This window comes from Candidatus Nitrosopumilus sp. SW (assembly GCF_006740685.1).
Lineage (GTDB): Archaea > Thermoproteota > Nitrososphaeria > Nitrososphaerales > Nitrosopumilaceae > Nitrosopumilus.
This window is the reverse complement of record NZ_CP035425.1, coordinates 48888-71833: the sequence shown is the minus strand read 5'-3', so window position 1 is coordinate 71833 and position 22946 is coordinate 48888. Positions and strand designations below refer to the sequence as shown.

The window sequence follows — 22946 nt, the reverse complement described above, 5'->3', positions numbered from 1 at the left end:
CATCATTGTTGAAAAAGACAATACAAACTGCATTTTTGTTTGGAGTTTTCACAATAATTCTAGTTCCAATGTATGATGTACATGGAGAAACTACAATAGCAAATTTTGTTGATCCAGATAAAGATCAACAATATTACTTGGACAGATATTATAATGAACCAACATACAAGTCATGGTTTGATAGGAATTATCCAAATATCAGTATAGAAGAAGCAGTGGGAATAACTAATGATGAGAATTCTATGATAGATACAATTCTCAAAAAAGAACTCATACAGGAGGCCGATGCAACACTAGTTCATCAAGAGACATCACAACCAAACAATTCAGAAATAGCACAAATGGTATTAGCAATCGGAGGGCTAGGAATACTGTTTGGTGCAGTGTACGGTATAAAGAGAAAAGTAAATCACAATACAAGACAAATTTCAATTAATACAGACTATATCAAGAACAAAATTATCCGTCCAGTTATTAGGACAAATCCTATAGATATACTTCAATTAAGACTTGCTAAAGGAGAAATTTCATTTGAAGAATATGAAAAAATTAGTAAAAAACTAACTAGTAATCATTGAACTTTTTTTAGCATTTAATTCATGTAGATTATTTTTCTTTAGATCTTCAAAGAATTGTTCAATCATTTTAATTCCTAAAACAATTTTTGGGGCATTGTCTTTTACAAACTGGGTTCGCTCTGAACTAGTTTTTGGCTTATTTTCCAGATAATTTTTGTATACTGCTGCACCATTGTAATCAACAAATGCTATTCGGGCACTAAAATCAGTTCTTTCTAGAACCAAACTATCTCCACCTACAATTGCAGTGTGGTAGGGGTGGACAATTAATGCTTCAGATAGTTTTTGTGACGTAGAAATTTTTGCTTTTTGCAATTCTGGGGAATATGCATTAAAATCAGCTAACAAGTAAAATGTTGCATCGGGTTTTGTTGCTTTTACACCCTCAATGGCAGATAATTCATGATAAGTGTATTCACCCATAATTTGATGAATGTTTCTTGTGACTTCAAAATACTCATCAATTTCTGAGCTAATCTCAAATCCTGCCACTGCAGCATGTTGAATAGGTGTAGAAACAGCAGTGTATTCTGTTGCAAGAATTTTTTTGAATTGATCTTTGAGTTCTATTGCATGTTGTGGAAAAATTACATAACCTAAACGATATCCACCAGCTGCATGAGATTTTGATAATCCATTAGTTACAAACGTCCCTTCAGGGTAAATCTTACCCATACTAACAAACTTTGAAAAATCATAACAAGTTTGGGCGTAAATTTCATCAGAAATTACTGTGATATTTTGTTCTCTGCAAACATCTGCAATTTCTTCTAGTTCCAGTTTATCATATAGTAATCCTGTAGGATTGTGAGGGTTGTTTAAAATCAATATTTTTTGTCGGTCTTGTAATCTTAGTGCAAGTTTTCGTAAATCAGCTGGAGAAATTTTCTTGTTTGCTCTTGTTGGAAGCATATGATAGTTCTTTTTCAAGAATCGGATTTGTGGTAGATATCCAAGCCAAGCAGGAGTAGGTAGAATTACAGTACCATGTAAAATTTCTAAAAGATTAAAGATTAATTCTTTTGTTCCAGGCCCAACGTATATTCTGTTAGGAATTACATCTATTCCGAAATAATGTTTATTGTATTTTGATATTGCATTTCGAAGTTCAGGGATTCCAGAAACTGCAGCATATTCGCCTTTGTGAACATTTTTGATTAATGTATCTTGAATAATTTGAGGGACAGGAAATGGAGATTGTCCAAATGCAAATCCATAGAATCCAAATCCACATTCTTTGTGAGGACAATCAGAATGAAATTCCTGAAGAAACGTGTTTAGTTTCAGATTTTCAGGCATTTCAATATCTTCAACTTGTTGATCAACGATAAATTTCAACGATTTAGATATGCTTTATGTAATAAAGTAATTTTTCGTGAAATGGAAAGTATCAAAAAGTGAATTTTCTCAACCTAGTTTAGAGACTTCATCCAAAACGAGAGGGTTTTCAAGGGAAGACAGATCACCAAGATCCATACCTAATAATTTGGCTTTTAGTAATCGTCTCATAATTTTTCCAGTTCTAGTCTTTGGTAAATCAGTTAGTTGAAAAACAAATTTAGGTTTTGCAACTTTGCCAATTTTTTCACCAATAAAATCAGATATTGTTGATTCTAAATTAGAATCGTTTTTGTTATCAGAAACAAAGAAAACAACAATTGCCTCACCAGTCAAATCATCTGGAATCGCAATTGATGCAGCATCAGAGATTTTTTCATGAGAAATCACAGTATGCTCAATTTCAGCAGTACTCATTCTATGACCTGAGACATTAATTACATCATCTGTTCTTCCACGCATATACCAAAGATCATCTTCATCAACATAGACATAATCTCCATGAAACCAAACATTTTCAAATCTAGACCAATATGTTTCAATGAATCTTTCATTGTCATTTAGTAGTCCTCGAGTCATTCCAGGCCAAGGTGAACGTATAACCAAATAACCGTTTTTGTTTTTTACAGAATTCCCATCATCATCAACAACATCAAGGTTCATTCCAGGAACTGGAATTCCAACAGTAGAGGGTTTTAGTTTCATCCCAGGAAAAACAGATAGCATTGCACCGCCAATTTCAGTTCCTCCAGATAAATTCATTATCGGGATTTTTTTATTTCCAATTTTTTCAAATAACCACCACCAAGAATCCTCATCAAGTGGTTCACCAGTTGTTGGGATGTTTTTAATTTTATCTAGGGAGAAACTTTTCAGCGGTTCTTCATTATTTTTTTTAAATAATCTTGTAGCAGTTGGAGATATTCCAAAGATTGTTGCATCATATTCAGATAAAATTTTCCAGACTCTGTCAGATTTTGGAAAATCTAATGCCCCATCATATATCACAGAACTGGCACCCATCATCAGCAATCCATAGACATTCCAAACAAGACCAGTAATCCATCCAATATCGGCAGGCCAAAATAGTACATCTTGTGCCTGTAAATCAATCAAATATGATGCCTGATGACCAGCAAACACTGAAAATCCCCCATGAACGTGCAAAACTCCCTTTGGTTTTCCAGTAGTTCCAGAAGTATACAAAATAAAGAGAGGATCTTCTGAATCCATTACCTCCGTGTTACAAATAGGATTTTGAGATTCTGTTAATTCATTAAAAAATACAATATTTTTGGATTTTTCATATTTGTCAACGCCTTTGTAATTTACAACAATTGTTTTTTCCACACATGTATCTTGGATTGCTTTTTGCATGATTTCTTTTTGAGATATTGATTTTCCTTTTCGGTAAAATCCATCTGAAACAAATAGAACTTTGGCATTGCAGTCTTGTAATCTTATGTAAAGTGATTCAGTACTATATCCTGAAAATATCACAGTCTGAACTGCGCCAATTTTTGCAGATGCTAAAATTGCCAAAATTGCCTCTTGAATCATTGGAAGATAAATTGCCACAACATCTCCTTTTTTGACACCTAGCAATTTTAGACCATTTGCAAGTTTTGACACTTTGTTATCTAATTCTTGGTAGGTAAGATTGGATGTTGTTCCATCTTCTGAAACAAAATGATATGCAGTTTTATTTGGAGTATTCTTTACAAACTTTTCAACTGTAGATTTGTAGATGTTTGTTTTACCACCTACAAACCATTTAGAATGTGCTATCCCATTTGAAGAATCTAGTATTTGGGAATAAGGAGAGTCCCAAACTACTCCAATATCCTTGTCAACTTCTTGCCAAAACCATTCGAGTTCATCTTTTGCCTTTTTTGATAGTTCAGACAAGGATGATATTCCGTGTTTTTTCATAAAACGAAAGATATTCGATTCTTCAACTTGTTTTTGTGTTGGAATAAATTCAAAATTTGACAAGATTTAATTTTTAGAATCAGATAGACTGTAAAAAGATTTTAGATTATGATATATCAATTCCAAGACGTCTTGCACATGCAATTGCTGCCTTGCCATGATCTTCTGTAATTCCTGCTTTTTGAAATTCTTTTGTTCTTTTTGTGCCAGAAAATGTCGTGTTTTCATGATAATATTCTCTCAAAATCACGCCTATTTGTTCATCTAATCTCCTACGAGTAGCCTCATTCATGCCTGCTTGAAGTATAGTGGCATCAGATGTTGCCATAATTTTGATAAATTCTATATCTTCAAGGGTTAATTCAGCCATGATTATTCAATCTGCTTTTTTAGCAAATCTAATGTAAGTTTAGGATCTGCTTTTCCTTTTGTTTTTTGCATGACCTTACCTACAAGAAAATTTATTGTCTGAGGATTAGATTTTGCTTGCTCTACTGCTTGAGGCTCCTCAGAAATTACATCTTTAATTATTGTGATTAATTCAGATTCATCTGAAACATTTCCCAAATCTAAATCAGACATTACTTGAGATAATTCTTTTCCAGATTTTACAATTTCATATAATGCATTTTTTGCAGAGTTTCTAGAAATCTTTCCTGTTTGTATAGCATCAGCCAAATCACGTAAATGTGTTGCAGTAATTTTTGAGGATTCACGTTTTTCTCTAGTATCAACTAATCCCATCAAATCAGTTGTAATGATATTTGCAACCTCTTTTGCATTAGATTCAGTATGAGAATCTTCAAACAAATCTGAGTAGAACTTGTCTGAAGACAAAACATCTGCAACTTGGTTTGGAATACCATATTTGGAAACATATCTTTCTTTTTTAGAACTGATACTTTCAGGCATTTCAGATTTTAGTTTCTCTTGAATTGATGGATCAATTGTAACCCAAGGAATATCACCTTCCAAGAAATAACGATAGTCTAATGCTTCTTCTTTAGAACGAGAAGAAATTGTTATCTTTCTTTTATCATCCCAATGTCTAGTTTCTTGCGCAATTTCTATTTCTCGTGAATGTAAACTCTCTTGTCTTGTAATTTCAAAGTGAACTGCTTTTTCTAAATCGTGAAAGGAACCAATATTTTTTATCTCAACTTTCTTGCCACCTTCAATTGAGACGTTTGCATCAGCTCTCATCGCACCCTCTAGACTAGGATCAGATACACCAAGGTTCTCCAATAAATCAGATAAAATATTGAGAAATTCTCTTACTTGTTTTGGATTCTCAAAATCAGGCTCAGTTACAATTTCAACTAGAGGTGTGCCTGCACGATTATAATCAACAAGTGTAATTTGATTTTTTGACGAATTTCCTTCGTAAATCAGCCTTCCAGGATCTTCTTCTAATTGAATTCTAGTAATTCTAATTTTTTTATCTCCAACCATGATGGAGCCAGGACCACCCACACTAGTATCTCCGTAGATGTTTAGTTGAGTGATTTGAAAGTTTTTTGGCAAATCAGGATAAAAATAATTTTTTCTAAAAAACGCAATTTTGTCTGGAGTAGAACAGTTAAGAGCCATTGCAATCATTGTTGCTTTTTTTACTGCTTCCTGATTTAATCGAGGTAAGCTTCCAGGCAATCCCATGCATACAGGACAAATATTTTCATTAATTTGGAACTGACGATAGTTTGCTTTACATGAACAAAATAATTTGCTTTCAAGATTTGTTAATTGACAGTGAATCTCTAAACCAATTTTAGTCAAATTGGAACCTCCGGCAATGTTACAGTTTGCTCTAATGCATATGCAGCTTGAAGTAATAATTTATCATTCATAGAATCTGCCAACAGTTGTATTCCAATAGGCAATCCATTTGAAATTGCAAATGGAACAGAAATTGCAGGTTTACCAGTAAGATTTGCAGTAACAGTGTTAATGTCTACTAAGAATAATGAAACAGGATCATCAATCTTTTCTCCAAGTTTAAATGGTAAAATAGGAACCGTTGGAGCAATTAGTAAATCATATTTTTTAAATGCCTCATTGATTTCTTTGGTAAGTTTATTTTTTACTTTAAGTGCTTTGAGGAAATATTTTCCAGCATGTCCTGCAGATGGAACAAATCCACCAATAATCATTCTTCGTGTAACTTCAGGTCCAAAGTTCTTTCTTGCTTTTTGAATGTAGGAATTAAATTCATACCCTTCAACTGGAAAATCATAACCATATCTCAGGTTATCATATCTTGCAAGGTTACTTCCAGCTTCAGTTGCAGTAATTGTATAATATGCTGCAACAGAATACTTTACCATATCAAGTGAAACTTCTTCACATATTGCACCAAGACCCTCAAGTTTTGAAACAGCATCTTTGGTGGCAGATAATACTGCAGGGTCTGTACCCTCAGTAGTCATTTCTTTGATTATGCCTATTTTCTTGCCTTCAACACCAGAATCTATGCCTGTAAGATAGTCTTCATTACTGTTATCAACAGTGGTGTTGTCATTAGGGTCTAATCCCGCAATCATGTTTAACAAAAACGCAGTATCCTTTACAGTTCTAGTTACAGGTCCAATCTGCTCAATACTGTTTGCATAAGAGATGAGACCATATCTACTAATCAAACCATATGTTGGTTTGTAGCCAACTGCAGAACAGAAACTAGCAGGGTTTCTAACTGAACCGCCAGTATCAGAACCTAGTGATGCGATACATTCAAACGCACTTACAGAAACAGCACTACCTCCAGATGAACCGCCCGGAGTACAATCAACATTCCAAGGATTTTTGCTTGGACCAAATGCACTAAATTCGGTTGTCAATCCCATTGCAAATTCATCCATGTTTGCTTTTCCGATGAAAATTGCATCTTGTTCTTTGAGTTTTGAGATTACAGTTGCATCATAAGGGGCAACAAAATTCTCAAGCATCTTTGAGGCACATGTAGTTTTACTGTTTTTGATACACATGTTATCTTTGATGGATATTGGCATTCCAAAACAAGCACCTACTTTTTGTCCAGACTTTATTTTCTTATCAATCTCTCTGGCTTGATCAACTGCTTCATCATTAACAGATAAAAAAGCATGTAGTTTTTCATCCACATCATGAATTCTTTCTAAAGTAGCGGCAGTAAAATCTTCAGCAGAAATATTTCCATTTTGTACTTCTTGTACATAGTCTAGAGCAGAAATTTTGAGATTCATTTTGACATCTTTGGGGCTCGAACATAGGTTCCTTTGTAGTGATTTAGTTTTTCAATTAATTTTTCATCAAATGGAATGTATTTATCTTCACGTAATGCAGTAATTGGAATTTCTTGCATGGTAATTTCTTCATCTTCAACTCCAGCAGAATCTAAAATATCAAAATAATCAATCATAGCATGGACTTTGTCAATATACTCTTTATGATCATCTACCTCGATTTTCATTAATTTTGCTACTTTCTCAATCTCTTCTTCTGTAACCATTTCACTACACCTAGGGTGTTAGTCTATCAACATCTCTTGGATAAAATGTTACATCACGAATGTTTTCTGTGCCTGTAAGAGCCATAATCAATCTCTCAAGACCAATACCACATCCAGCATGAGGAGGTACACCATAATCAAATGCACCGAGGTGATACTCAAATGCATCAGTGTTCATGCCTTTGTTTTTCATTCTTTCAGCTAATTCATCACGTTTTTCAATTCTGGTACTGCCAGAAGATAATTCCAAATCACCAAACATCAAATCAAAAGATTCAGAAATTTTTGGATTAGATTTACTGTCTTTAACATAGAATGGTTTTGGTGCCAAAGGCCAGTCTTTGATAAAGTAGAATCCCTCAAGACCAATTTTTTTAAGATTAGATGGGTAAAGATCATCACCCCATTCAGTTTTTGCACCGGCCTTTTGCATTTTGTCTACCAAATCATCATAAGAGTATTGAGGAATGGTGTCGGGAACTTCAGGGATTGTAAATTCTGTATCAGGGTTATCTTTTGCATAATCATTAACAGTTTTAATTGAAATTTTGATAATCTCTTCAATTCTACTCATGACATCATTGTAATCTACAAACGCTTCTTCCAAATCAATTGAGATGGCTTCTGCAAGATGACGGTTTGTTCGAGAAGGTTCTGCTCTAAATATCGGTGCAATCTCAAAAACTTTTTCAAAACTCATTGTAAGTTGTTCTTTATACAATTGCGGGCTTTGAGCTAAGAATGCTTCTTTGTTATAGTAAAATATTGGAAATAGTGCAGCACCACCTTCAGTAGCAGTTGCTATCATTTTGGGAGTATTAATTTCAACAAAGTTTTGATCATTAAAGTAACTTCGAATTGATTTTAAGACTAGACTTCTAGTATTGAATATATGTTGCAATACCTTTCGTCTAAGATCAATTGGCCTTACCTCTAACCTAGTATCAATATTTTTGACAGTCTTGGCTATGGGCTCAAATGGAGGTATTTTTTCAACTTCAGAAAATACCCGAAGTTCAGATGGAACTATTTCATATCCACTTGGAGCTTTTTCAGATGATTTCACATTTCCAGTTATAGCAATGGAAGAATGTGCTTTTAGAGAAGATATTTTTTCTCGAATTTCATCAGGGCAGTCACCTTTCTTTGCAACAACTGAGACATCACCATTTTTGTCTCTAATTGTAGCAAAACTGATGTTACCATGTCCCCTTATAGTCAAAACCCATCCCATGACAGTAACTTGTGTCCCATCCATCGAAGAGTTGATTTCATTAGAATAATGAGATCTACGTAAAGTTCCTAATTCAGTTTCAATCATAATTTACTGTACTCCATATTTCATGGTGTAATTAATTTTTATATTAAATAATTCACCATTGCATTAATTTTCATAATGCTTATAGCCAGCAGTAATTCCACACCAAAACAAGATGGACATACTAATTGGAATTGTTATCGCATTTATCATAGTAGTTGCAGCATATGTAGGATATTATGCATCTCAGCAAGAATCAGAAGTTGGAGAGCATGACATTTCACTAGAACTAGAGGTGCTTGATCTAGATAGTAAAAATATCCAACCTCTCAAACAAATAATCACAAAATCAATATCGTGATCTTGGGGCAAAATTTAGATTAAATTACTAGTAATTTTCATAATTTTCATGGTTCTTTCAGATAAAGAAAAGATAGTAGCAGTTATCTCAAATGGAATAGCTGTATTTTCTTTGTTGCAAGAAAGAGAGGAACTTCCAAAAAATACAACTATGTATGATTTTGTTTTAAAGGTAATTCCTGAAGATCTGAAATCAGAACTAAGTGTAGAGTTAATAGATGAAGTATTCCAATATGTCACATCCGCACATAGTTCATAAAGTACAAAATCCTAAGATATGCATAGTATGACCTCAATTGCAACATTAGGTTCTCATTGTTCACTACAGGTTCTAAAAGGCGCAAAAGATGAAGGGTTGAAAACAATTCTAGTGTGTGAGAAGAAAAGAGAGAGGCTATACCGAAGATTTCCATTTATTGACGAATTAGTCATAGTAGACAAATTCAAAGAGGTTCTTGATGAAAAATGTCAATCAACTCTGGAACAAAATGATGCAGTGTTAATTCCACACGGAACATTAATTGCACAAATGAGTTCTGAAGAGATTGAATCAATTAAGACACCAATCTTTGGAAACAAGTGGATTCTGAGATGGGAATCTGACAGAGAGATGAAAGAAAAACTCATGAGAGAAGCAAACCTCCCAATGCCAAAACCAGTCACCAACCCAAGTGAAATTGAGAAATTATCAATTGTAAAAAGACAAGGGGCAGCTGGAGGTAAGGGGTATTTTATGGCAGCCAATGAAGACGATTACAATACAAAAAGAAATCAGCTTATCTCAGAAGGAGTAATTTCAAAAGATGAAACATTATACATTCAAGAATATGCTGCTGGAGTTTTAGCATACTTGACATTTTTCTATTCCCCATTAAAAGAAGAATTAGAATTCTATGGAGTTGATCAAAGACATGAATCAGATATTGAAGGGCTGGGAAGAATTCCAGCAGAGCAGCAACTAAAATCAAACAAAGTACCATCATTCAATGTAATTGGAAACAGTCCACTAGTTTTGAGAGAATCTCTATTAGATGAAGTATACACAATGGGGGAGAATTTTGTAGAAGCTGCCAAAAGAGTTGTGGCACCAGGGATGAACGGTCCATTTTGTATAGAAGGAGTTTATGATGAGAATGCAAAATTTACATCATTTGAATTTTCAGCTAGAATTGTAGCAGGTTCTAACATCTACATGGATGGCTCTCCATACTATTCATTGTTGTTTAACGAAACAATGAGTATGGGAAAAAGAATTGCGAGAGAAGTAAAGACAGCTGCAGAATCAAATCAATTAGATAAAGTTACAACATAAGTTAATTGCTTTTTGCAGTAACTTCCATTCCGTGTTGAGACTTTATGATGTATTTATCTCTGATTTTAACACTGACCCAATCAATTACTAGTACTGCTGCCAAAACTACCAACATAAAGACAGCAGCCTTTCCATATTCAAAGAATTTGATATAATTGATAATATAGAATCCAATTCCTCCAGCACCAACTAGACCAAGTATACTTGTTTGACGTACATTGTAATCAAACATGTAAAGCATCTGACTAAGCAAGTGAGAAGCAGATTCAGGAATTACAACATATCGGATTAATTGCCATTTTGACACACCAATTGAACTAACAGCATCCATAGGATCAGAATCAATTGTTTCTATTGCTTCGTATTGTAATTTTGCAACAAAGCCTATTGTATACATGATAATTGCAAGAACTCCTGCAAATGGACCTAATCCAACCATAATTACAAACAGAATTGCCCACAAAATTGATGGGAATGTACGAATTGCTGCCAATAATGCACGAATTGGAGCATAAACATACTTGCTGTTAAGATTTCTTGCAGCAAACATACTAAGTGGTAATGCAATTGCAACACCGACAATTGTTCCAATAAAGGCCATCTGAATTGTTTCAAACATTGCCCAAAGAGCAGTCGGAATATACTTTGGTTCAACTAGAAGCATTTCTTCAACTATAATTCCAAGATTTGGCAAACCTTGAACAAAATCTACAGGATTTGCATCCACATTGTAGGATGCAACTACTAACAAAGCAATGATAATTCCAATTACAATGTTATTTTTTGGCGTCATCAGCATACATCTCCATAATTTCTTCGGTAGTCATATCACCAGTTTGAAAATCAACTATAGTATTACCCTCAACGCCAATCTCTAGAATTTTTTGGCCTTCCTTGATTACTGCAACACGATTTGCATACTCTAAAGCAAGTTGCATATCATGATGAACCATGATGGCAGTAAGGTTCATTCTTTTTTGAGCATCTGCAATCAAACCCATAATTTCACGAGCAGTTACATGATCTAATTCTGAAACAATTTCATCAGCAAGAAGTATTGTAGGGTGCTGCATTAATGCTCTGGCAATTGCAACTCTTCTTTTTTCACCCCCACTTAACATGTAGGCTTTTCTATCTTCTTTTCCAGATAGACCCACTTGAGAAATTATTTTTTTAGCTTCTTGAATTTCATGTTCTGGGAATTTTTTGAAAAGAGATTGAATTTTGCCTAATCGTGGCAATGCACCAATCAAAATATTTTCAAGAACAGTACTGTTTTTTACCAATCCAAGATTTTGAGGAATGTATCCAATTGTATGCATCATTTTTTTGAATTTTTTATTATTCATATCAGGGGTAACATAATCAATTTTGATTATTCCTTTACTTGGAATCATCATACCATTCATCAGTTTTAGTAAAGTTGATTTTCCAGAGCCAGATTGTCCCACTATAGCATAGTTTGTTCCTCGGTCAATAGACATGTTGATTCCTTCTAATGCAAAATTTTTAGAATCATATGATGTCCACACATCATTCATTTGGATGATTTTCTTTGTAGAAATTGAAGAAAAAGAAGGATTTGCAGTCATCTGAATTTGTTTCATTTTTCAGAATTCCTGTTTTTATTTGCTCTTGTTGTATTTGTCAAGTATCTTCTGATCAAGTCCTGTCAATGCATTGATGAATTCACCGAATTCGCCTATGTGCATCGTAGTAGTAGTTGGAACTAGTGCTTCAGCACCATACAAGTCAGTCAAAATTGAATTATGCTCATCATAGTTTAGTTTGATGAGAGTGTCAACTAGTGCATTTTTGGTAGATTCTGACATGTCAGCACTTACCATAAACACGTGTGATGGTACTGGACCAATAGTTGTAACTGGGCGTAATTTCTTTTGATCTTCTAATTCAAGATACTTTTGTGGTGCAATATCAGAACCAAATGCAACATCAACTTTTCCTTCAAGAAGTAAGGTCAATGCTGCTTTGTATCCGCCTGCAAAAGTATAACTTTCAAAGCTATTTGCTAATGCAGATTCAAGTGCTACGATATCATCACCTTCAATTGTTACATGTCCTTCAGTAACTAAAGTTCCCATAGGTCTAACAAAACCAGAGGAACCAGTCATACTGGTAAATGCAACTTTTTTGCCAACAGTATCTTCAATAGATTGAAGAGAATCATTTTCTGCCAGTGTCCAAACTGTTGCTTGGTAATTTACTTTACCTCCAACAAGTTCTGCCAAAACAGCTTCTGCACCTGTTCTTTCATGGGTAATCCATGCAGGTCCAGTGTCCATAAAGGCAGCATCAATGTGACCAAATCTCATTCCTTCAATTATGGTCTCATAGTTTGTTGGAATAACTACTTCAACATCGATACCTAAATTCTTTTCAAGGAATTGTTCCAGTGCTTGTGCTTTTGGAGTTAATTCATCAGCCTTTTCAACTGGAATGAATCCTATTGTTAGAGTATCAACATCTACAGGTTTTGAATCAGATGAAACATTGATGATTCCGCTTTCTATTAGGAATTCAATTCCATTAAGAAAAGTTGCATCATCTACAGCGCCTTCTGCCCACCAAGCAGCATTTGTTTTAATCCAATCAGGAATAGAACTCTGTGCTTGTGCTGTTTGGCTCAAAGGAATTGTTGCCATGCCAATAGCTGCAAATGCAACAATAATCGCCAAAGTTGTTCGTTGTTTCATGATTACTGAAAAATTAGGAAGAGCTAAATTATTTAAACTGAATTTTCATTCCATAGAATCATTCTAAATCTATAGAACGAGAATAACTACAGGCTTGATTTAGGATTATCTGTGTTAGGATACAGATTCAAACTAGGCTCAAGATTGTCTACGGTTATCTCAACTTTTCCGATTCTACTACGGTATTGTTTGATCTTTTTTCCTTCAGGAGAAATCACAAATTTGTCTACTTCTGCTAAAGCAAGATCTTCAAGATTTGAAAGAGTTTTGTAAACGGTAGAAAGTGAAATTTTCAATTCTTCGGCAATCTGTGTTGCATCTTTGGATTCATTTTTGACAGAAAACAATACCGCTCTTGTACAAACATTACTTAGTGACTCAATAATTTTTTGAGTGATATCAAATTCAGATAACTGTATAATGTTTGGTTTTGACATAGAATCACTTGTTTGGAAGTAATGTTAAGACAGGTTCAGGTTTCTTTATTGAGATATCTGCTTTACTAATTCTACTTCGATAAACCTTGTATTTTCTACCTTTGTCAGATAACATCCATTTTTCAACCTCAATTAGTGTAAGTTCTTCAAGGTCAGCCAATTTTTTGTATACAGAACTAAGAGGAATTTTGAGTTTATCTGAGAGTTCAGCAGCAGTGTTTCCTTTTCTAATAATTGAAAACAATATTGCACGAGATTCAGAATCAGCTAATGCCTCAATTACTTTTTGGGTAATATCATATTTTTTTAGTTGAGGTAATGTAAGTTTTCTAGACATTTAAAATCAAAAATATTCAAGATGTATTTAAACGAGATGTTTTTGTTCTCGTTCTATAGATTTAGAATTAGTTGTAGCGAGTGGTTTTTTGTTGAGGAGAAAGTTTTCTCCAAAACAACCCGAGAATAATTCCAACAGATGCCCAAAATGAGGTTACTCCAAGAACAGACATGAATCTAAACTCATTGACCAAATCCATAGGAGCAGTTATTTCATCAGGGTTTTCTGGCATTGCAAAAAATACTGCCGAAATAAAAACGCCATAGCCTATCAACGCAACAAGTTTTTTGTTGTTTTTTAGTTTCTTTGATAATTGATAAAATCCAACTGCGCCAAATCCAGATATTGCAATAAATGACAAATACAAAATCGCTCTTAAAACAACAGTTTCACCATCACCTACTGTGGGAGGATTTGCAGGGTATTTCAAGAAAGGAATGATGTATAGTGTTAGCCACATGATACCAGCAAGCAATAATGATTTTTTGACATCATTGTTTCCAGGCAACACATTTCTAGATAATGCAAATACAATTCCAAATAACGCTCCAACAGAAGTTCCTAAGATCACACCAGCAAGAATTTGCCCACTTTTTTGCCAAGTTCGATATCCCTCATACTCTACCCAAAATTCAGGAGTATCTTCTTCCTCACCAGATGCAAAGAGGTTTTGATTTTCAATACCTATTGCTTGATCAAGATAAGGTTCAACAATTGCAAAATTAACTGTACCATGAATTAGTCCAGCAAATGCACCTGAAATTAAAACAATTATGATAAAAAGAGACGTTTTCATGATAAAGAACCTCTAATGGCATGGAAAGCCTGCGGCATGTCTCATATCATGAGTAAGCTCATGGATGTACAAATCAGTAAATGCTTGTTCACCATAAACTAGACTGAAAATATGTCCTTGATCAAATCCTACAACAAACAATCCTGCTGCAAAGATAATACCTAATGCAATAATTGCTAATTTTGGTACTTGTGATTTTGACACATTAATTTGCCTTGTTTCAGACATGAAGTTAGCACCAGCTGAATCTATTTAAGCTCTTGGATAATTTATCCAATTTATAAATAAATTAGAATTAGTAAATTCAGGTAAAAGAAACTGAAAAAAAATATCGAGACATTACAAAACATAGTTTCTAGAAAGGGATCTAGCAAAGTACTCACATTTAGTATTCCACATGTATTCAAAGCACTTCAACTACTATCAGAAGAGAGTTTTGTAAGCAGAGCAACTTTTGGAAAAGAAATTCATTTAGGAGAAGGTGCAGTGAAGACCTTGATTTCACATCTAAAAGAAGCAAAAATGATAGACTCTACAAGATCAGGAAATTTCCTAACTGAAAAAGGGAAAAAATTCACAGCACAATTACAAAAAATCATTCCAAAAGAATGCAAAATTGAGAAGAACAGTCTAACTCCGAGTAAAAATAATCATGCAGTAATTTTAAAAAAATATTCATCGGCAATCAAAACAGGGCTGGAACAAAGAGATTATGCTATATTGTATGGATCATCAGGATGTACAACATTAGTATTCACAAATAACAAATTTGTTTTTCCAGGAGAAGACAGAGATTGTCTAAGTAAAGACAAAAAAACAAAACAAATCCTTGTGGATAAATTAACTCCATCAGAAGGCGACATCATCATTATTTCATCTTCAGATGATTCGTTTGTAGCAGAAATTTCTGCAAAAAATTCTGCCCTTTGGACAATTGCTACAAATTAAACAAGACTTTTACTTGCAATTAGAAAAAAATCAACATGAGTAAATACCATCTTCTAGTAATACCAATAGCCATAGGCATTCTTGCTGGAGGATTCTTGGCATTTTATCTAGAGCCAGAAAGCAATACAAAAAAACTAACACCATCAAAACTAATTGAAGATGGTTCTCCAGTATTAGGTGACAATAATGCATCAATTACCATTCTAGAATGGGGCGATTACCAATGTACATTTTGTTACAAGTTTCATCAAAATACACTAAATGTGATAAATGAAAATTTTGTAAAAACTGGAAAAGTAAAACTTGTTTTCAAAGATTTTCCACTCAATGGCCCAGATTCAGTACTGGCAGCTGAAGCATCATATTGTGCAAACGACCAAGAAATGTATTGGGAATACCATGATGAACTTTACAAAAATTGGGGCGGAGAGAGAACAGGATGGATCACTAGAGATTCACTAGATAATTTTGCATCAAATGTGGGTTTAGATTTAGAGATATTCAATACATGTCTTAATGAGCAAAAGTATCAAGACAAAGTTAATGCATTATATGAATTTGGAAGAGAGATAGGAATTGATGCTACTCCTTCATTTCTAGTGTTTAACGGTGAAGAAATTATCAAGATAAGAGGTAATCAACCATTAGAAGTATTTCTTAAGACAATTGGTGAGTTATGATCATACAAAAATGCAAAACAATCAATCAAAATTAATATCCGCATAGGTTGGAGATAGCACAAATGGGAAAAATAGAGATAGAAAAACAAGATTCTGTTAAAATCTATAAAATTAGAAAAACGCTTGAAGAATTATCTAGAAAATCAGGTCGTGGAACAGAACTAATTACAGTATACATTCCAAAAGGAAAACAACTTCATGAGATTATTGGTTCACTTCAACAAGAACAAGGTACGGCAGACAACATAAAATCAGATCTAACTAGAACACATGTAGTAGATTCTCTAGGGAAAGTAATTCAAAGATTAAAACTTTACAAGAAAACTCCTGAAAGAGGTTTGGTAATGTTCTGCGGAGCATTACCTCCAGAAGAAGGAGGACCTTTGGGAAGTGAAGTTGTCAAAGTTTGGGAAATAGATCCTCCAAAAGATTTGAATCAGTATCTGTACAGATGTGATGATCACTTCCATGTAGACATTCTAAAAGATATGCTCAAAGATGACAATCTAATTGGATTTTTGGCAATAGATGCTAAAGATGCAGGATGGGGATTATTACATGGAGATAAAATCGAAGTATTAGCTCAAACAGGTTCAGGAGTGGCAGGAAAACACAGACAAGGAGGACAGTCTGCAAAAAGATTTCAAAAATTAAGAGAGATGGAGTTGACGTATTACTTTAACAGAGTAGCACAAACTACAAGAGAATATTTTATTGATATTTATCCAGTAAAAGGACTTGTCATTTCAGGTCCAGGACCTACAAAAGAAGATTTCATTAATGGAAACTATCTAGAATACAGATTACAAAATAACATCATTGCAACAATTGATTCATCATATTCAGGTTCAGAAGGAATCAGAGAAGCATTTGCAAAATCATCAGATATTTTAGGTAATTTTAGACTGGTAGAAGAAAAGAAGCTTGTCGAAGATTTATTCAGAGAGATTAATGGAAACACTGGAAAAGGATCATATGGATTACAAGAAGTAATTGAGTTTCTAAAAAATAATGTAGTAGAAACTTTGATCATAACAGACAATACAAATTTGAACCGAGTAGAAGGAATATGTAAAAGATGTAAACATGTTCAAGAAGAAATTGTTGAAAGACCAGAAGTAATTCCAAAAAAGACAGAATATACTAACAAGCCTTGTCCAGGATGCAATTCAATGGAAGTTGAAGCAAACGAGCAAGATATTGTAGATTATTTAGAATTGCTAGCATCAAAAACAGGTTCAAAATTAGAAGTCGTGTCAGGAAGTGCAGAACATGGAAACATGCTTGCAAGTCTTGGCAAGATTGGTGCGATTTTAAGATATAATCCAGGCCACTCTAAATAGCACTACGAATTTTTTTTGCCAATTCTGAAAGTTCAGAGTCTTCAGGAATTTGTCGTTTAGTCCAAATTGTTCCCTTTCGAGTATATCTTGGAATTATGTGGATGTGTACGTGTGGGATTATTTGTTTTGCAGCACGGCCATTGTTTTGAGCAATACTAAATGCATCAGCATTAGCACCAGTCAAAATAGCTTTGGCAATCTTTGGAACTAGTGAAAAAAGCTTGCCTACATTTTCAGGAGTCATATCAGTAATCCTCTCATGATGCTCACGTGGAATTACTAAGCTATGCCCTACATCTATGGGATATTTATCAAGAAACGAGATGTGTAAGTCATCTTCATACAAAATATGACCTTCTCTCTTACCATCTAAAATATCACAAAAAATACATGTCATAAATTCAGCAGTTTTTGATTTTATTTATTATTTATTGGAAAATAATTCTTGAGGAATACGAGTTTATCGAATGGTTAATTAGGGCAAATTTTAGAGTTGGAACATCCTATGGGCAGAAAAGAGAGAAGAGCACGTGAACAAAAACGTGAAAACTATGCTACTAAACATTCAGCTGCACAGAAAAAACAGACATTGATTGCAGTAGGTGTTTTAGCGGTAATTGCAGTAATTGTAGGATATGCAGCATATCTTTTTGTCACTATGGATCAAAGCACTGCCCCAGGAGGTCCGGAAAACGCAGGAGCATTGGGTAGTGATCACGCACATGCTGCAATTCAAGTAAGAATATTTGGAGATTATTTTGACTTTTCAGCACCAGCATACCAAATAAAATCAAGTTGGATTCATTTTGAAGGAAGAGATGGTTCTACAGTACACAAACATGCAACAGGTGTAACGTTAGGATATCTATTTGAGACATTATCATTAGGTCTTGATGATCAATGTTTCGTATTCCAAGACGGTAGAGAATTCTGTACCAATGAAGATTATTCTCTAAAATTCTTCTATAACGGAGAACAGGTTGACGACATTAGAGATATTGAAATCATGGAAGATGACAGAGTTTTGATATCATATGGTGGAGAAACTCCTGAAGAAATTGAAGGTCAATTAATTGAATTAGAGAATCAAAGAATAGTCAAATAAAATTCTAAGATTCCTTTGTTGTGAATTGAGCCATTTTATCAAAGAACATGTAATATCCACAACGAGTACATCTTAGAACAGTTAATTCAGTTGTAAGAAATTCCTTGTCCTCAAATCTACCACTAAGTTTTACATTCTCGCCTGCAATTTCGGCTTTGTTACTTTTACAGACAGGACATTCGAGTGCTTTTTGCTCCATGAATTTCAAACAAGAGGTTTGAATTTAAACTCAGTGAAAGTTTTCACATAGATATTTTCAACAAAGTCTAAATTATAGCAATCAAGAATTCCATATTATGGAAGAAATCTCCAGTAGAAATGTTGTAGAAGGTACTTCTCGTGCTCCACAAAGAGCAATGTACAAAGCTATGGGGTTAGATGATAGTGATTTATCAAAACAAATGATTGGAGTATGTCATACTGGAAATGAAGCAACACCATGTAACATACATCTTCCAAGATTAGCACTCAAAGCAAAAGAAGGAGTTTCAGATGCAGGCGCAACTCCTAGAGAATTTTCAACAATCGCAGTAAGTGATGGAATTGCAATGGGACATGAAGGAATGAAATCTTCACTGGTATCTCGGGAAATAATTGCAGATTCTATTGAATTAATGGTTAGAGCACATCAGTATGATGCACTAGTAGGAATTGCTGGATGTGATAAGAGCCTCCCAGGAACAATGATGGCAATGGCAAGATTGAATGTTCCATCAGTATTTGTTTACGGTGGAACTATAATGCCAGGAATGCTAAATGGTGAAGAACTAACTGTTGTGGATGTTTATGAAGCTGTAGGAGCATATGACGCAGGACAATTATCATTAGAAGGATTAAAAAATATTGAAAACACTGCATGCCCAAATGAAGGGTCTTGTGGTGGAATGTTTACTGCAAATACAATGGCATCAATTTCAGAAGCCATTGGTCTTGCATTACCTGGTAGTGCCAGTCCACCTGCAGAAGATGACAGAAGAGAAAAGATGGTTTACGATACAGGAGTAGCATGTGCAAAAGCCCTACAAATGGATATCCGACCTAAAGAAATTCTTACTTTTGAAGCATTTGAAAATGCAATTACAATGTTGAATTCTGTGGGAGGTTCAACAAATGGAATTTTACATTTACTAGCATTAGCAAATGAAGTAAATATCAAATTAACATATGATGATTTTGAAAGGGTTAGAAAAAAGACACCACATGTTGCAGATATGAAACCAGGTGGTAGCTATGTAATGAATTCACTTGATAAAATTGGAGGAATTCCATTTGTTTTAAAGAAACTACTTGACAAGGGACTACTAAATGAGAATTGTATTACAATTACTGGAAAAACAATCAAAGAGAATTTGAATTCCATAATTTTACCTCAAGCTGAACAACATATTGTCAGATCAATAGAAAATCCAATTCACAATGTTGGAACAGCAGTAATTCTCAAAGGCTCACTTGCACCAGAAGGCGCAGTGATCAAAACAGCAGGAGTAGAAATGACAAAATTCACAGGAAAAGCTCGTGTATTTGATAGAGAAGAATTAGCATTTGAAGCAGTGAAAAGAGGAGATATCGACGAAGGACATGTAGTAGTAATCAGATATGAAGGACCTAAAGGAGGACCAGGTATGAGAGAGATGTTGGCAACAACTGCGGCTCTAGTAGGTCAAGGATTAGGCAAAAAAGTAGCAATGGTCACAGACGGTAGATTCTCAGGAGGAACAAGAGGATTCATGGTAGGACATGTTGCACCAGAAGCATATGTTGGAGGACCAATAGCACTTGTAAAAGATGACGATGAGATTACAATAGATACTGAAACTAACATAATTGATCTTCATGTATCATCTGAAGAGTTAGAAAACAGAAGAAAAGAGTGGAGTCCTCCAAAACCAAACTACACAACAGGAGCTTTGGCAAAGTTTGCAACACTGGTAGGTTCTGCTGCAGAAGGCGCTATTACAAAACCTAATTTATAGAAAGTTTTTTCAAATCTACTTTTTCTTGTTCGATTACATAGATTTTTAATAATTCCTTCCAGGCTTTTTGAAAATCATTTGTAAATTTTTTAAATCCAGACACAGTAGACAAAGAAATTTTAGATTTTGGATTATAGTTTACTTCATTTATAGAGATACAATGAACCGCATCATTTCTTACTTCAAATAATCTAGACATATCTCGCGTAAACTCTGGACCAAAAACTTTCCAGTCAAGAAAAGTTCTAATTTTTCTATTAATTGGGACTAGATTAAGAAGATAAAGTAATTCATCACTATCACTTTGATTCGAAGATCTTACAATTCGTAAGCGAATTATTTCATCAAACAAAAAAGCCATCTTTGAGAATGCAGACAAGACACTATCTCTGTTTTTTGAGATAGATAATTTAGAATTAAACCCATTTTTGATTGAACCGCCATTGATGAAATAATGTCTGTCTTTATCAATCAAATACAATCTAATTTTAGGAGAAATGTTTTTACTTTTTTTAACATCTCTCAAAAACTTTGAAACACTCATGTGGCAACAAAACCTCCTCAATCAATTAAGGATTTGGCAGATTTTCAAGAAAAGATGATCAATTTGTCCATAATCTTTATAGATCAGCGATCAGAAATTACTCTAGAGATAACAGGCACGAAAAATTAGATTATTCTTATCAAATTACTGTTATCTACTAAAGGTTAGATTTCTGCTAATGTGTTAGACATGCATTTTTTTGTGTCAAAATCTAACAAAGAGAATCAAAATAATATCGATCAAGAAAATCAAATCTGAAAATAAAGAATCTGTTAATATGTCAAAAATGCATTTTGCAATTCATGTCTGAAGACAAAGAAAAAGAATGGAAAAAAGTTGAACAAGAAGAAATGAAAGAAGAAGACCATCAACTAGAACTAAAAGATGGGTATGAACAAGACGAGGAATTTGAAGAATCCGAAGACTAGATTCAACACGCGATTTTTATTCCTGTTTTATGAAATTGTGAACAAGGATTAGAATGGACAAAGAATGGTTAAGGGTAAAAAGTGGACGAAGTAAAGGATGCAAGGACTGTCTTAATCACAAATGTATTCCAAATAGCTGTAGTTGCGATTGCCACAAATGAAAAAAGTGTACGATACTCCTTAGATTCTAAACTAATTCAAAACCTGGATCCTAATAGTTGAATCATCTTGTGAAATCTGTATAGCATGGTTCATGCAGTATCGCATTATTTCCTTGCAAAACGGTCTTTTCATTCCATCTTCAAAGTGGTAATACATGACTTTGGCAAAAGCCTCTGTGTCACACCCTAACATATTGCATAATGGCATTAAGTGGATATACAATATTGTTTAAAATGGACTAGGTTAGTATACAATCATGAAAATTACTGTTAAAGAAGGTTGGAGTAAAAATAGTAAATTAGCCATTTTAGCCATCGGAGTAAGTATTCTTATGATAGTTGTCGTTGTTGCAATCGATTAGATTCTAAACTCTAGTCTAAAGGTAGTCTTCGATACTTTTCCTCTAGGTATTCTTTATCATAATCAGTGAATTTTTTTCTAAGACCTAAAATAACTTCTTCAAAGATTTTTTCTTTTTCTTCTTTTGTCATAATGTAATTAGCAGTTCATTATACATAAAGAGCACTTAGATTCTAAACTCCAAAAGTTTGAGGTTTATTCCCACATTTTGGGCATTTCATTCCATTTGTCTTGTAACCACACTTGTTACATTGTAATTCTATTCCCACTATGTCACGAGAAGAAGTCTTTACAACTTTTACAATCAATATTACTGCAATTAGAACTCCTACTGCAATTCCTATCCAAAGTAAAACCATACACTATGATTACGGCTTTACTTGTAAAAAATGATGCTACATTTAGGATTACTTGATATCATACTTTCCACACTGAACAGCCTGGAATCCTTAGATTCTAAACTCTTTGATAGTATGAATTATCCTTAGGACAATCTCTTGTATGTTTCATGAAATTCTGAGAATAGAGTTTGAGCCACGTTTTGCATGTTGATAATTTCAGAGAAATTTTCCTTACCCTTTGCAAGTTCTCGCATTATTGTCATACATTTTGCATTTTTGATAGAGTTTGGTTCAACAGAATCTGTCCAAATAGTGAGACATTCCTCAAAGTCTAAACAGAATTTCAAAACGATCACTTGCCAATCATCCGTATTTGTTGGAATGTTTAGTGTTTTTGCAAGTTCTCGAAATTCATTCTCTTTATCTCGAAGCATTACATCAAGTGTCTCTCTGACCTTGTCTTGTTCAAATCCATCGATTAATGCAATTCTATCCATTTAGCTAATCTAAAATCAA

29 protein-coding genes are annotated in these 22946 nt (G+C 34.0%); 10 read left to right on the top strand and 19 right to left on the bottom strand.

Translation table 11 applies throughout. From position 1 onward, the window contains the following. The first annotated feature begins 8 nt into the window (after nucleotides 1-8). The gene (locus tag Nisw_RS00420) at nucleotides 9-578 is read left to right on the top strand and encodes a hypothetical protein (protein ID WP_255430787.1); all 570 of its coding nucleotides are present in this window, start codon (nucleotides 9-11) and stop codon (nucleotides 576-578) included. Here the strand turns inward: Nisw_RS00420 and Nisw_RS00415 are convergent. The 7 genes from Nisw_RS00415 to aspS all read right to left on the bottom strand — a co-directional run bounded on the left by Nisw_RS00415 (nucleotide 561) and on the right by aspS (nucleotide 8653). Then, nucleotides 561-1916 (bottom strand): pyridoxal phosphate-dependent aminotransferase, encoded by a 1356-nt coding sequence (locus tag Nisw_RS00415; RefSeq protein WP_141975522.1) that lies wholly within the window; start codon nucleotides 1914-1916, stop codon nucleotides 561-563. The genes Nisw_RS00420 and Nisw_RS00415 overlap by 18 nt on opposite strands. A 69-nt stretch (nucleotides 1917-1985) precedes the next feature. Then, nucleotides 1986-3911 (bottom strand): AMP-binding protein, encoded by a 1926-nt coding sequence (locus Nisw_RS00410; protein WP_141975520.1) that lies wholly within the window; start codon nucleotides 3909-3911, stop codon nucleotides 1986-1988. A 43-nt stretch (nucleotides 3912-3954) separates the two neighbouring features. After that, nucleotides 3955-4218 (bottom strand): hypothetical protein, encoded by a 264-nt coding sequence (locus Nisw_RS00405; RefSeq protein ID WP_141975518.1) that lies wholly within the window; start codon nucleotides 4216-4218, stop codon nucleotides 3955-3957. A gap of 2 nt (nucleotides 4219-4220) precedes the next feature. Then, the gene (gatB, locus tag Nisw_RS00400) at nucleotides 4221-5624 is read right to left on the bottom strand and encodes an Asp-tRNA(Asn)/Glu-tRNA(Gln) amidotransferase subunit GatB (protein ID WP_141975516.1); all 1404 of its coding nucleotides are present in this window, start codon (nucleotides 5622-5624) and stop codon (nucleotides 4221-4223) included. Beyond that, nucleotides 5621-7066, bottom strand: coding sequence for an Asp-tRNA(Asn)/Glu-tRNA(Gln) amidotransferase subunit GatA (gatA, locus tag Nisw_RS00395; RefSeq protein WP_141975514.1), 1446 nt, complete (start codon nucleotides 7064-7066; stop codon nucleotides 5621-5623). The genes gatB and gatA overlap by 4 nt, the downstream gene beginning before the upstream one ends. Further along, a complete protein-coding gene (locus Nisw_RS00390) occupies nucleotides 7063-7332 on the bottom strand; it encodes an aspartyl/glutamyl-tRNA amidotransferase subunit C (RefSeq protein ID WP_141975512.1) in 270 nt (89 codons plus the stop codon). The genes gatA and Nisw_RS00390 overlap by 4 nt, the downstream gene beginning before the upstream one ends. A 10-nt stretch (nucleotides 7333-7342) precedes the next feature. Then, nucleotides 7343-8653, bottom strand: a complete 1311-nt coding sequence (aspS, locus tag Nisw_RS00385) for an aspartate--tRNA(Asn) ligase (RefSeq protein ID WP_141975510.1) — start codon at nucleotides 8651-8653, stop codon at nucleotides 7343-7345. A 112-nt stretch (nucleotides 8654-8765) separates the two neighbouring features. Here aspS and Nisw_RS00380 point away from each other — a divergent pair, with 112 nt between their 5' ends. From Nisw_RS00380 to Nisw_RS00370, 3 genes are read left to right on the top strand one after another with little or no spacing between them, the layout of a single operon-like run. After that, nucleotides 8766-8951: a hypothetical protein gene (locus Nisw_RS00380; protein WP_141975508.1), complete on the top strand. Its 186-nt coding sequence runs from the start codon at nucleotides 8766-8768 to the stop codon at nucleotides 8949-8951. 48 nt (nucleotides 8952-8999) lie between these two features. Next, nucleotides 9000-9209 (top strand): hypothetical protein, encoded by a 210-nt coding sequence (locus Nisw_RS00375; protein WP_141975506.1) that lies wholly within the window; start codon nucleotides 9000-9002, stop codon nucleotides 9207-9209. Nucleotides 9210-9236: 27 nt separating this feature from the next. Then, a complete protein-coding gene (locus Nisw_RS00370) occupies nucleotides 9237-10262 on the top strand; it encodes a formate--phosphoribosylaminoimidazolecarboxamide ligase (protein WP_141975504.1) in 1026 nt (341 codons plus the stop codon). 1 nt (nucleotide 10263) lies between these two features. Here the strand turns inward: Nisw_RS00370 and phnE are convergent, their stop codons facing one another. From phnE to Nisw_RS00335, 7 genes are all read right to left on the bottom strand, one after another. Further along, entirely contained in the window at nucleotides 10264-11055 is a 792-nt protein-coding gene (gene phnE, locus Nisw_RS00365; protein WP_141975502.1) for a phosphonate ABC transporter, permease protein PhnE, read from the bottom strand. Beyond that, the gene (locus Nisw_RS00360; RefSeq protein WP_141975500.1) at nucleotides 11039-11869 is read right to left on the bottom strand and encodes a phosphonate ABC transporter ATP-binding protein; all 831 of its coding nucleotides are present in this window, start codon (nucleotides 11867-11869) and stop codon (nucleotides 11039-11041) included. Before Nisw_RS00360 ends, phnE begins: the two co-directional genes overlap by 17 nt. Nucleotides 11870-11887: 18 nt before the next feature. Next, entirely contained in the window at nucleotides 11888-12976 is a 1089-nt protein-coding gene (locus Nisw_RS00355; protein ID WP_185736628.1) for a phosphate/phosphite/phosphonate ABC transporter substrate-binding protein, read from the bottom strand. 86 nt (nucleotides 12977-13062) lie between these two features. Further along, entirely contained in the window at nucleotides 13063-13413 is a 351-nt protein-coding gene (locus Nisw_RS00350) for a helix-turn-helix domain-containing protein (protein ID WP_141975498.1), read from the bottom strand. Nucleotides 13414-13417: 4 nt separating this feature from the next. Continuing rightward, the gene (locus Nisw_RS00345) at nucleotides 13418-13750 is read right to left on the bottom strand and encodes a helix-turn-helix domain-containing protein (RefSeq protein ID WP_012215260.1); all 333 of its coding nucleotides are present in this window, start codon (nucleotides 13748-13750) and stop codon (nucleotides 13418-13420) included. Between the two features lie 67 nt (nucleotides 13751-13817). Then, nucleotides 13818-14546 carry a CbtA family protein gene (locus Nisw_RS00340; RefSeq protein ID WP_141975497.1) on the bottom strand — a complete coding sequence of 243 codons (729 nt, stop codon included), beginning with the start codon at nucleotides 14544-14546 and terminating at the stop codon, nucleotides 13818-13820. 12 nt (nucleotides 14547-14558) lie between these two features. Further along, entirely contained in the window at nucleotides 14559-14774 is a 216-nt protein-coding gene (locus Nisw_RS00335) for a CbtB domain-containing protein (RefSeq protein WP_141975495.1), read from the bottom strand. A gap of 258 nt (nucleotides 14775-15032) precedes the next feature. On the opposite strand from Nisw_RS00335, the gene Nisw_RS00330 reads away from it, so the two are divergent. From Nisw_RS00330 to prf1, 3 genes are all read left to right on the top strand, one after another. Further along, nucleotides 15033-15494 (top strand): DUF4443 domain-containing protein, encoded by a 462-nt coding sequence (locus Nisw_RS00330; RefSeq protein ID WP_255430786.1) that lies wholly within the window; start codon nucleotides 15033-15035, stop codon nucleotides 15492-15494. A gap of 35 nt (nucleotides 15495-15529) precedes the next feature. After that, on the top strand, nucleotides 15530-16174 hold the full coding sequence (locus Nisw_RS00325; RefSeq protein WP_141975491.1) for a thioredoxin domain-containing protein: 645 nt from the start codon (nucleotides 15530-15532) through the stop codon (nucleotides 16172-16174). 62 nt (nucleotides 16175-16236) lie between these two features. Next, nucleotides 16237-17517, top strand: coding sequence for a peptide chain release factor aRF-1 (gene prf1 / locus Nisw_RS00320; RefSeq protein WP_141975489.1), 1281 nt, complete (start codon nucleotides 16237-16239; stop codon nucleotides 17515-17517). Here the strand turns inward: prf1 and Nisw_RS00315 are convergent. Then, on the bottom strand, nucleotides 17510-17914 hold the full coding sequence (locus Nisw_RS00315) for an HIT domain-containing protein (RefSeq protein WP_141975487.1): 405 nt from the start codon (nucleotides 17912-17914) through the stop codon (nucleotides 17510-17512). The two genes, prf1 and Nisw_RS00315, sit on opposite strands and share 8 nt — an antisense overlap. 108 nt (nucleotides 17915-18022) lie before the next feature. On the opposite strand from Nisw_RS00315, the gene Nisw_RS00310 reads away from it, so the two are divergent. After that, nucleotides 18023-18622 (top strand): protein-disulfide isomerase, encoded by a 600-nt coding sequence (locus Nisw_RS00310; RefSeq protein ID WP_141975485.1) that lies wholly within the window; start codon nucleotides 18023-18025, stop codon nucleotides 18620-18622. Between the two features lie 4 nt (nucleotides 18623-18626). Here the strand turns inward: Nisw_RS00310 and Nisw_RS00305 are convergent, their stop codons facing one another. Further along, nucleotides 18627-18821 carry a hypothetical protein gene (locus Nisw_RS00305; protein ID WP_141975483.1) on the bottom strand — a complete coding sequence of 65 codons (195 nt, stop codon included), beginning with the start codon at nucleotides 18819-18821 and terminating at the stop codon, nucleotides 18627-18629. Nucleotides 18822-18918: 97 nt separating this feature from the next. On the opposite strand from Nisw_RS00305, the gene ilvD reads away from it, so the two are divergent. Then, nucleotides 18919-20595 carry a dihydroxy-acid dehydratase gene (gene ilvD, locus Nisw_RS00300; protein ID WP_141975481.1) on the top strand — a complete coding sequence of 559 codons (1677 nt, stop codon included), beginning with the start codon at nucleotides 18919-18921 and terminating at the stop codon, nucleotides 20593-20595. On the opposite strand, the gene Nisw_RS00295 is transcribed toward ilvD, so the two are convergent. Continuing rightward, nucleotides 20585-21139 carry a hypothetical protein gene (locus Nisw_RS00295; RefSeq protein WP_141975479.1) on the bottom strand — a complete coding sequence of 185 codons (555 nt, stop codon included), beginning with the start codon at nucleotides 21137-21139 and terminating at the stop codon, nucleotides 20585-20587. The genes ilvD and Nisw_RS00295 overlap by 11 nt on opposite strands. Before the next feature lie 302 nt (nucleotides 21140-21441). Between Nisw_RS00295 and Nisw_RS09340 the strand changes: the two genes are divergently transcribed. Continuing rightward, a complete protein-coding gene (locus tag Nisw_RS09340; RefSeq protein ID WP_255430785.1) occupies nucleotides 21442-21567 on the top strand; it encodes a hypothetical protein in 126 nt (41 codons plus the stop codon). A 695-nt stretch (nucleotides 21568-22262) separates the two neighbouring features. Here the strand turns inward: Nisw_RS09340 and Nisw_RS00290 are convergent. Next, the gene (locus tag Nisw_RS00290) at nucleotides 22263-22448 is read right to left on the bottom strand and encodes a hypothetical protein (RefSeq protein WP_141975477.1); all 186 of its coding nucleotides are present in this window, start codon (nucleotides 22446-22448) and stop codon (nucleotides 22263-22265) included. Between the two features lie 125 nt (nucleotides 22449-22573). After that, nucleotides 22574-22927: a hypothetical protein gene (locus Nisw_RS00285; protein ID WP_141975475.1), complete on the bottom strand. Its 354-nt coding sequence runs from the start codon at nucleotides 22925-22927 to the stop codon at nucleotides 22574-22576. Between the last annotated feature and the right edge of the window lie 19 nt (nucleotides 22928-22946).

Bases quoted from the DNA above. Each gene is read 5' to 3' on its own strand.
- Nisw_RS00405 (WP_141975518.1), bottom strand. From the start codon at position 4,218: ATGGCTGAATTAACCCTTGAAGATATAGAATTTATCAAAATTATGGCA.
- gatA (WP_141975514.1), bottom strand. From the start codon at position 7,066: ATGAATCTCAAAATTTCTGCTCTAGACTATGTACAAGAAGTACAAAAT.
- Nisw_RS00390 (WP_141975512.1), bottom strand. From the start codon at position 7,332: ATGGTTACAGAAGAAGAGATTGAGAAAGTAGCAAAATTAATGAAAATC.
- aspS (WP_141975510.1), bottom strand. From the start codon at position 8,653: ATGATTGAAACTGAATTAGGAACTTTACGTAGATCTCATTATTCTAAT.
- Nisw_RS00380 (WP_141975508.1), top strand. From the start codon at position 8,766: ATGGACATACTAATTGGAATTGTTATCGCATTTATCATAGTAGTTGCA.
- Nisw_RS00375 (WP_141975506.1), top strand. From the start codon at position 9,000: ATGGTTCTTTCAGATAAAGAAAAGATAGTAGCAGTTATCTCAAATGGA.
- Nisw_RS00370 (WP_141975504.1), top strand. From the start codon at position 9,237: ATGACCTCAATTGCAACATTAGGTTCTCATTGTTCACTACAGGTTCTA.
- phnE (WP_141975502.1), bottom strand. From the start codon at position 11,055: ATGACGCCAAAAAATAACATTGTAATTGGAATTATCATTGCTTTGTTA.
- Nisw_RS00360 (WP_141975500.1), bottom strand. From the start codon at position 11,869: ATGAAACAAATTCAGATGACTGCAAATCCTTCTTTTTCTTCAATTTCT.
- Nisw_RS00355 (WP_185736628.1), bottom strand. From the start codon at position 12,976: ATGAAACAACGAACAACTTTGGCGATTATTGTTGCATTTGCAGCTATT.
- Nisw_RS00350 (WP_141975498.1), bottom strand. From the start codon at position 13,413: ATGTCAAAACCAAACATTATACAGTTATCTGAATTTGATATCACTCAA.
- Nisw_RS00345 (WP_012215260.1), bottom strand. From the start codon at position 13,750: ATGTCTAGAAAACTTACATTACCTCAACTAAAAAAATATGATATTACC.
- Nisw_RS00340 (WP_141975497.1), bottom strand. From the start codon at position 14,546: ATGAAAACGTCTCTTTTTATCATAATTGTTTTAATTTCAGGTGCATTT.
- Nisw_RS00335 (WP_141975495.1), bottom strand. From the start codon at position 14,774: ATGTCTGAAACAAGGCAAATTAATGTGTCAAAATCACAAGTACCAAAA.
- Nisw_RS00325 (WP_141975491.1), top strand. From the start codon at position 15,530: ATGAGTAAATACCATCTTCTAGTAATACCAATAGCCATAGGCATTCTT.
- prf1 (WP_141975489.1), top strand. From the start codon at position 16,237: ATGGGAAAAATAGAGATAGAAAAACAAGATTCTGTTAAAATCTATAAA.
- Nisw_RS00315 (WP_141975487.1), bottom strand. From the start codon at position 17,914: ATGACATGTATTTTTTGTGATATTTTAGATGGTAAGAGAGAAGGTCAT.
- Nisw_RS00310 (WP_141975485.1), top strand. From the start codon at position 18,023: ATGGGCAGAAAAGAGAGAAGAGCACGTGAACAAAAACGTGAAAACTAT.
- Nisw_RS00305 (WP_141975483.1), bottom strand. From the start codon at position 18,821: ATGGAGCAAAAAGCACTCGAATGTCCTGTCTGTAAAAGTAACAAAGCC.
- ilvD (WP_141975481.1), top strand. From the start codon at position 18,919: ATGGAAGAAATCTCCAGTAGAAATGTTGTAGAAGGTACTTCTCGTGCT.
- Nisw_RS00295 (WP_141975479.1), bottom strand. From the start codon at position 21,139: ATGAGTGTTTCAAAGTTTTTGAGAGATGTTAAAAAAAGTAAAAACATT.
- Nisw_RS09340 (WP_255430785.1), top strand. From the start codon at position 21,442: ATGTCTGAAGACAAAGAAAAAGAATGGAAAAAAGTTGAACAAGAAGAA.
- Nisw_RS00290 (WP_141975477.1), bottom strand. From the start codon at position 22,448: ATGGTTTTACTTTGGATAGGAATTGCAGTAGGAGTTCTAATTGCAGTA.
- Nisw_RS00285 (WP_141975475.1), bottom strand. From the start codon at position 22,927: ATGGATAGAATTGCATTAATCGATGGATTTGAACAAGACAAGGTCAGA.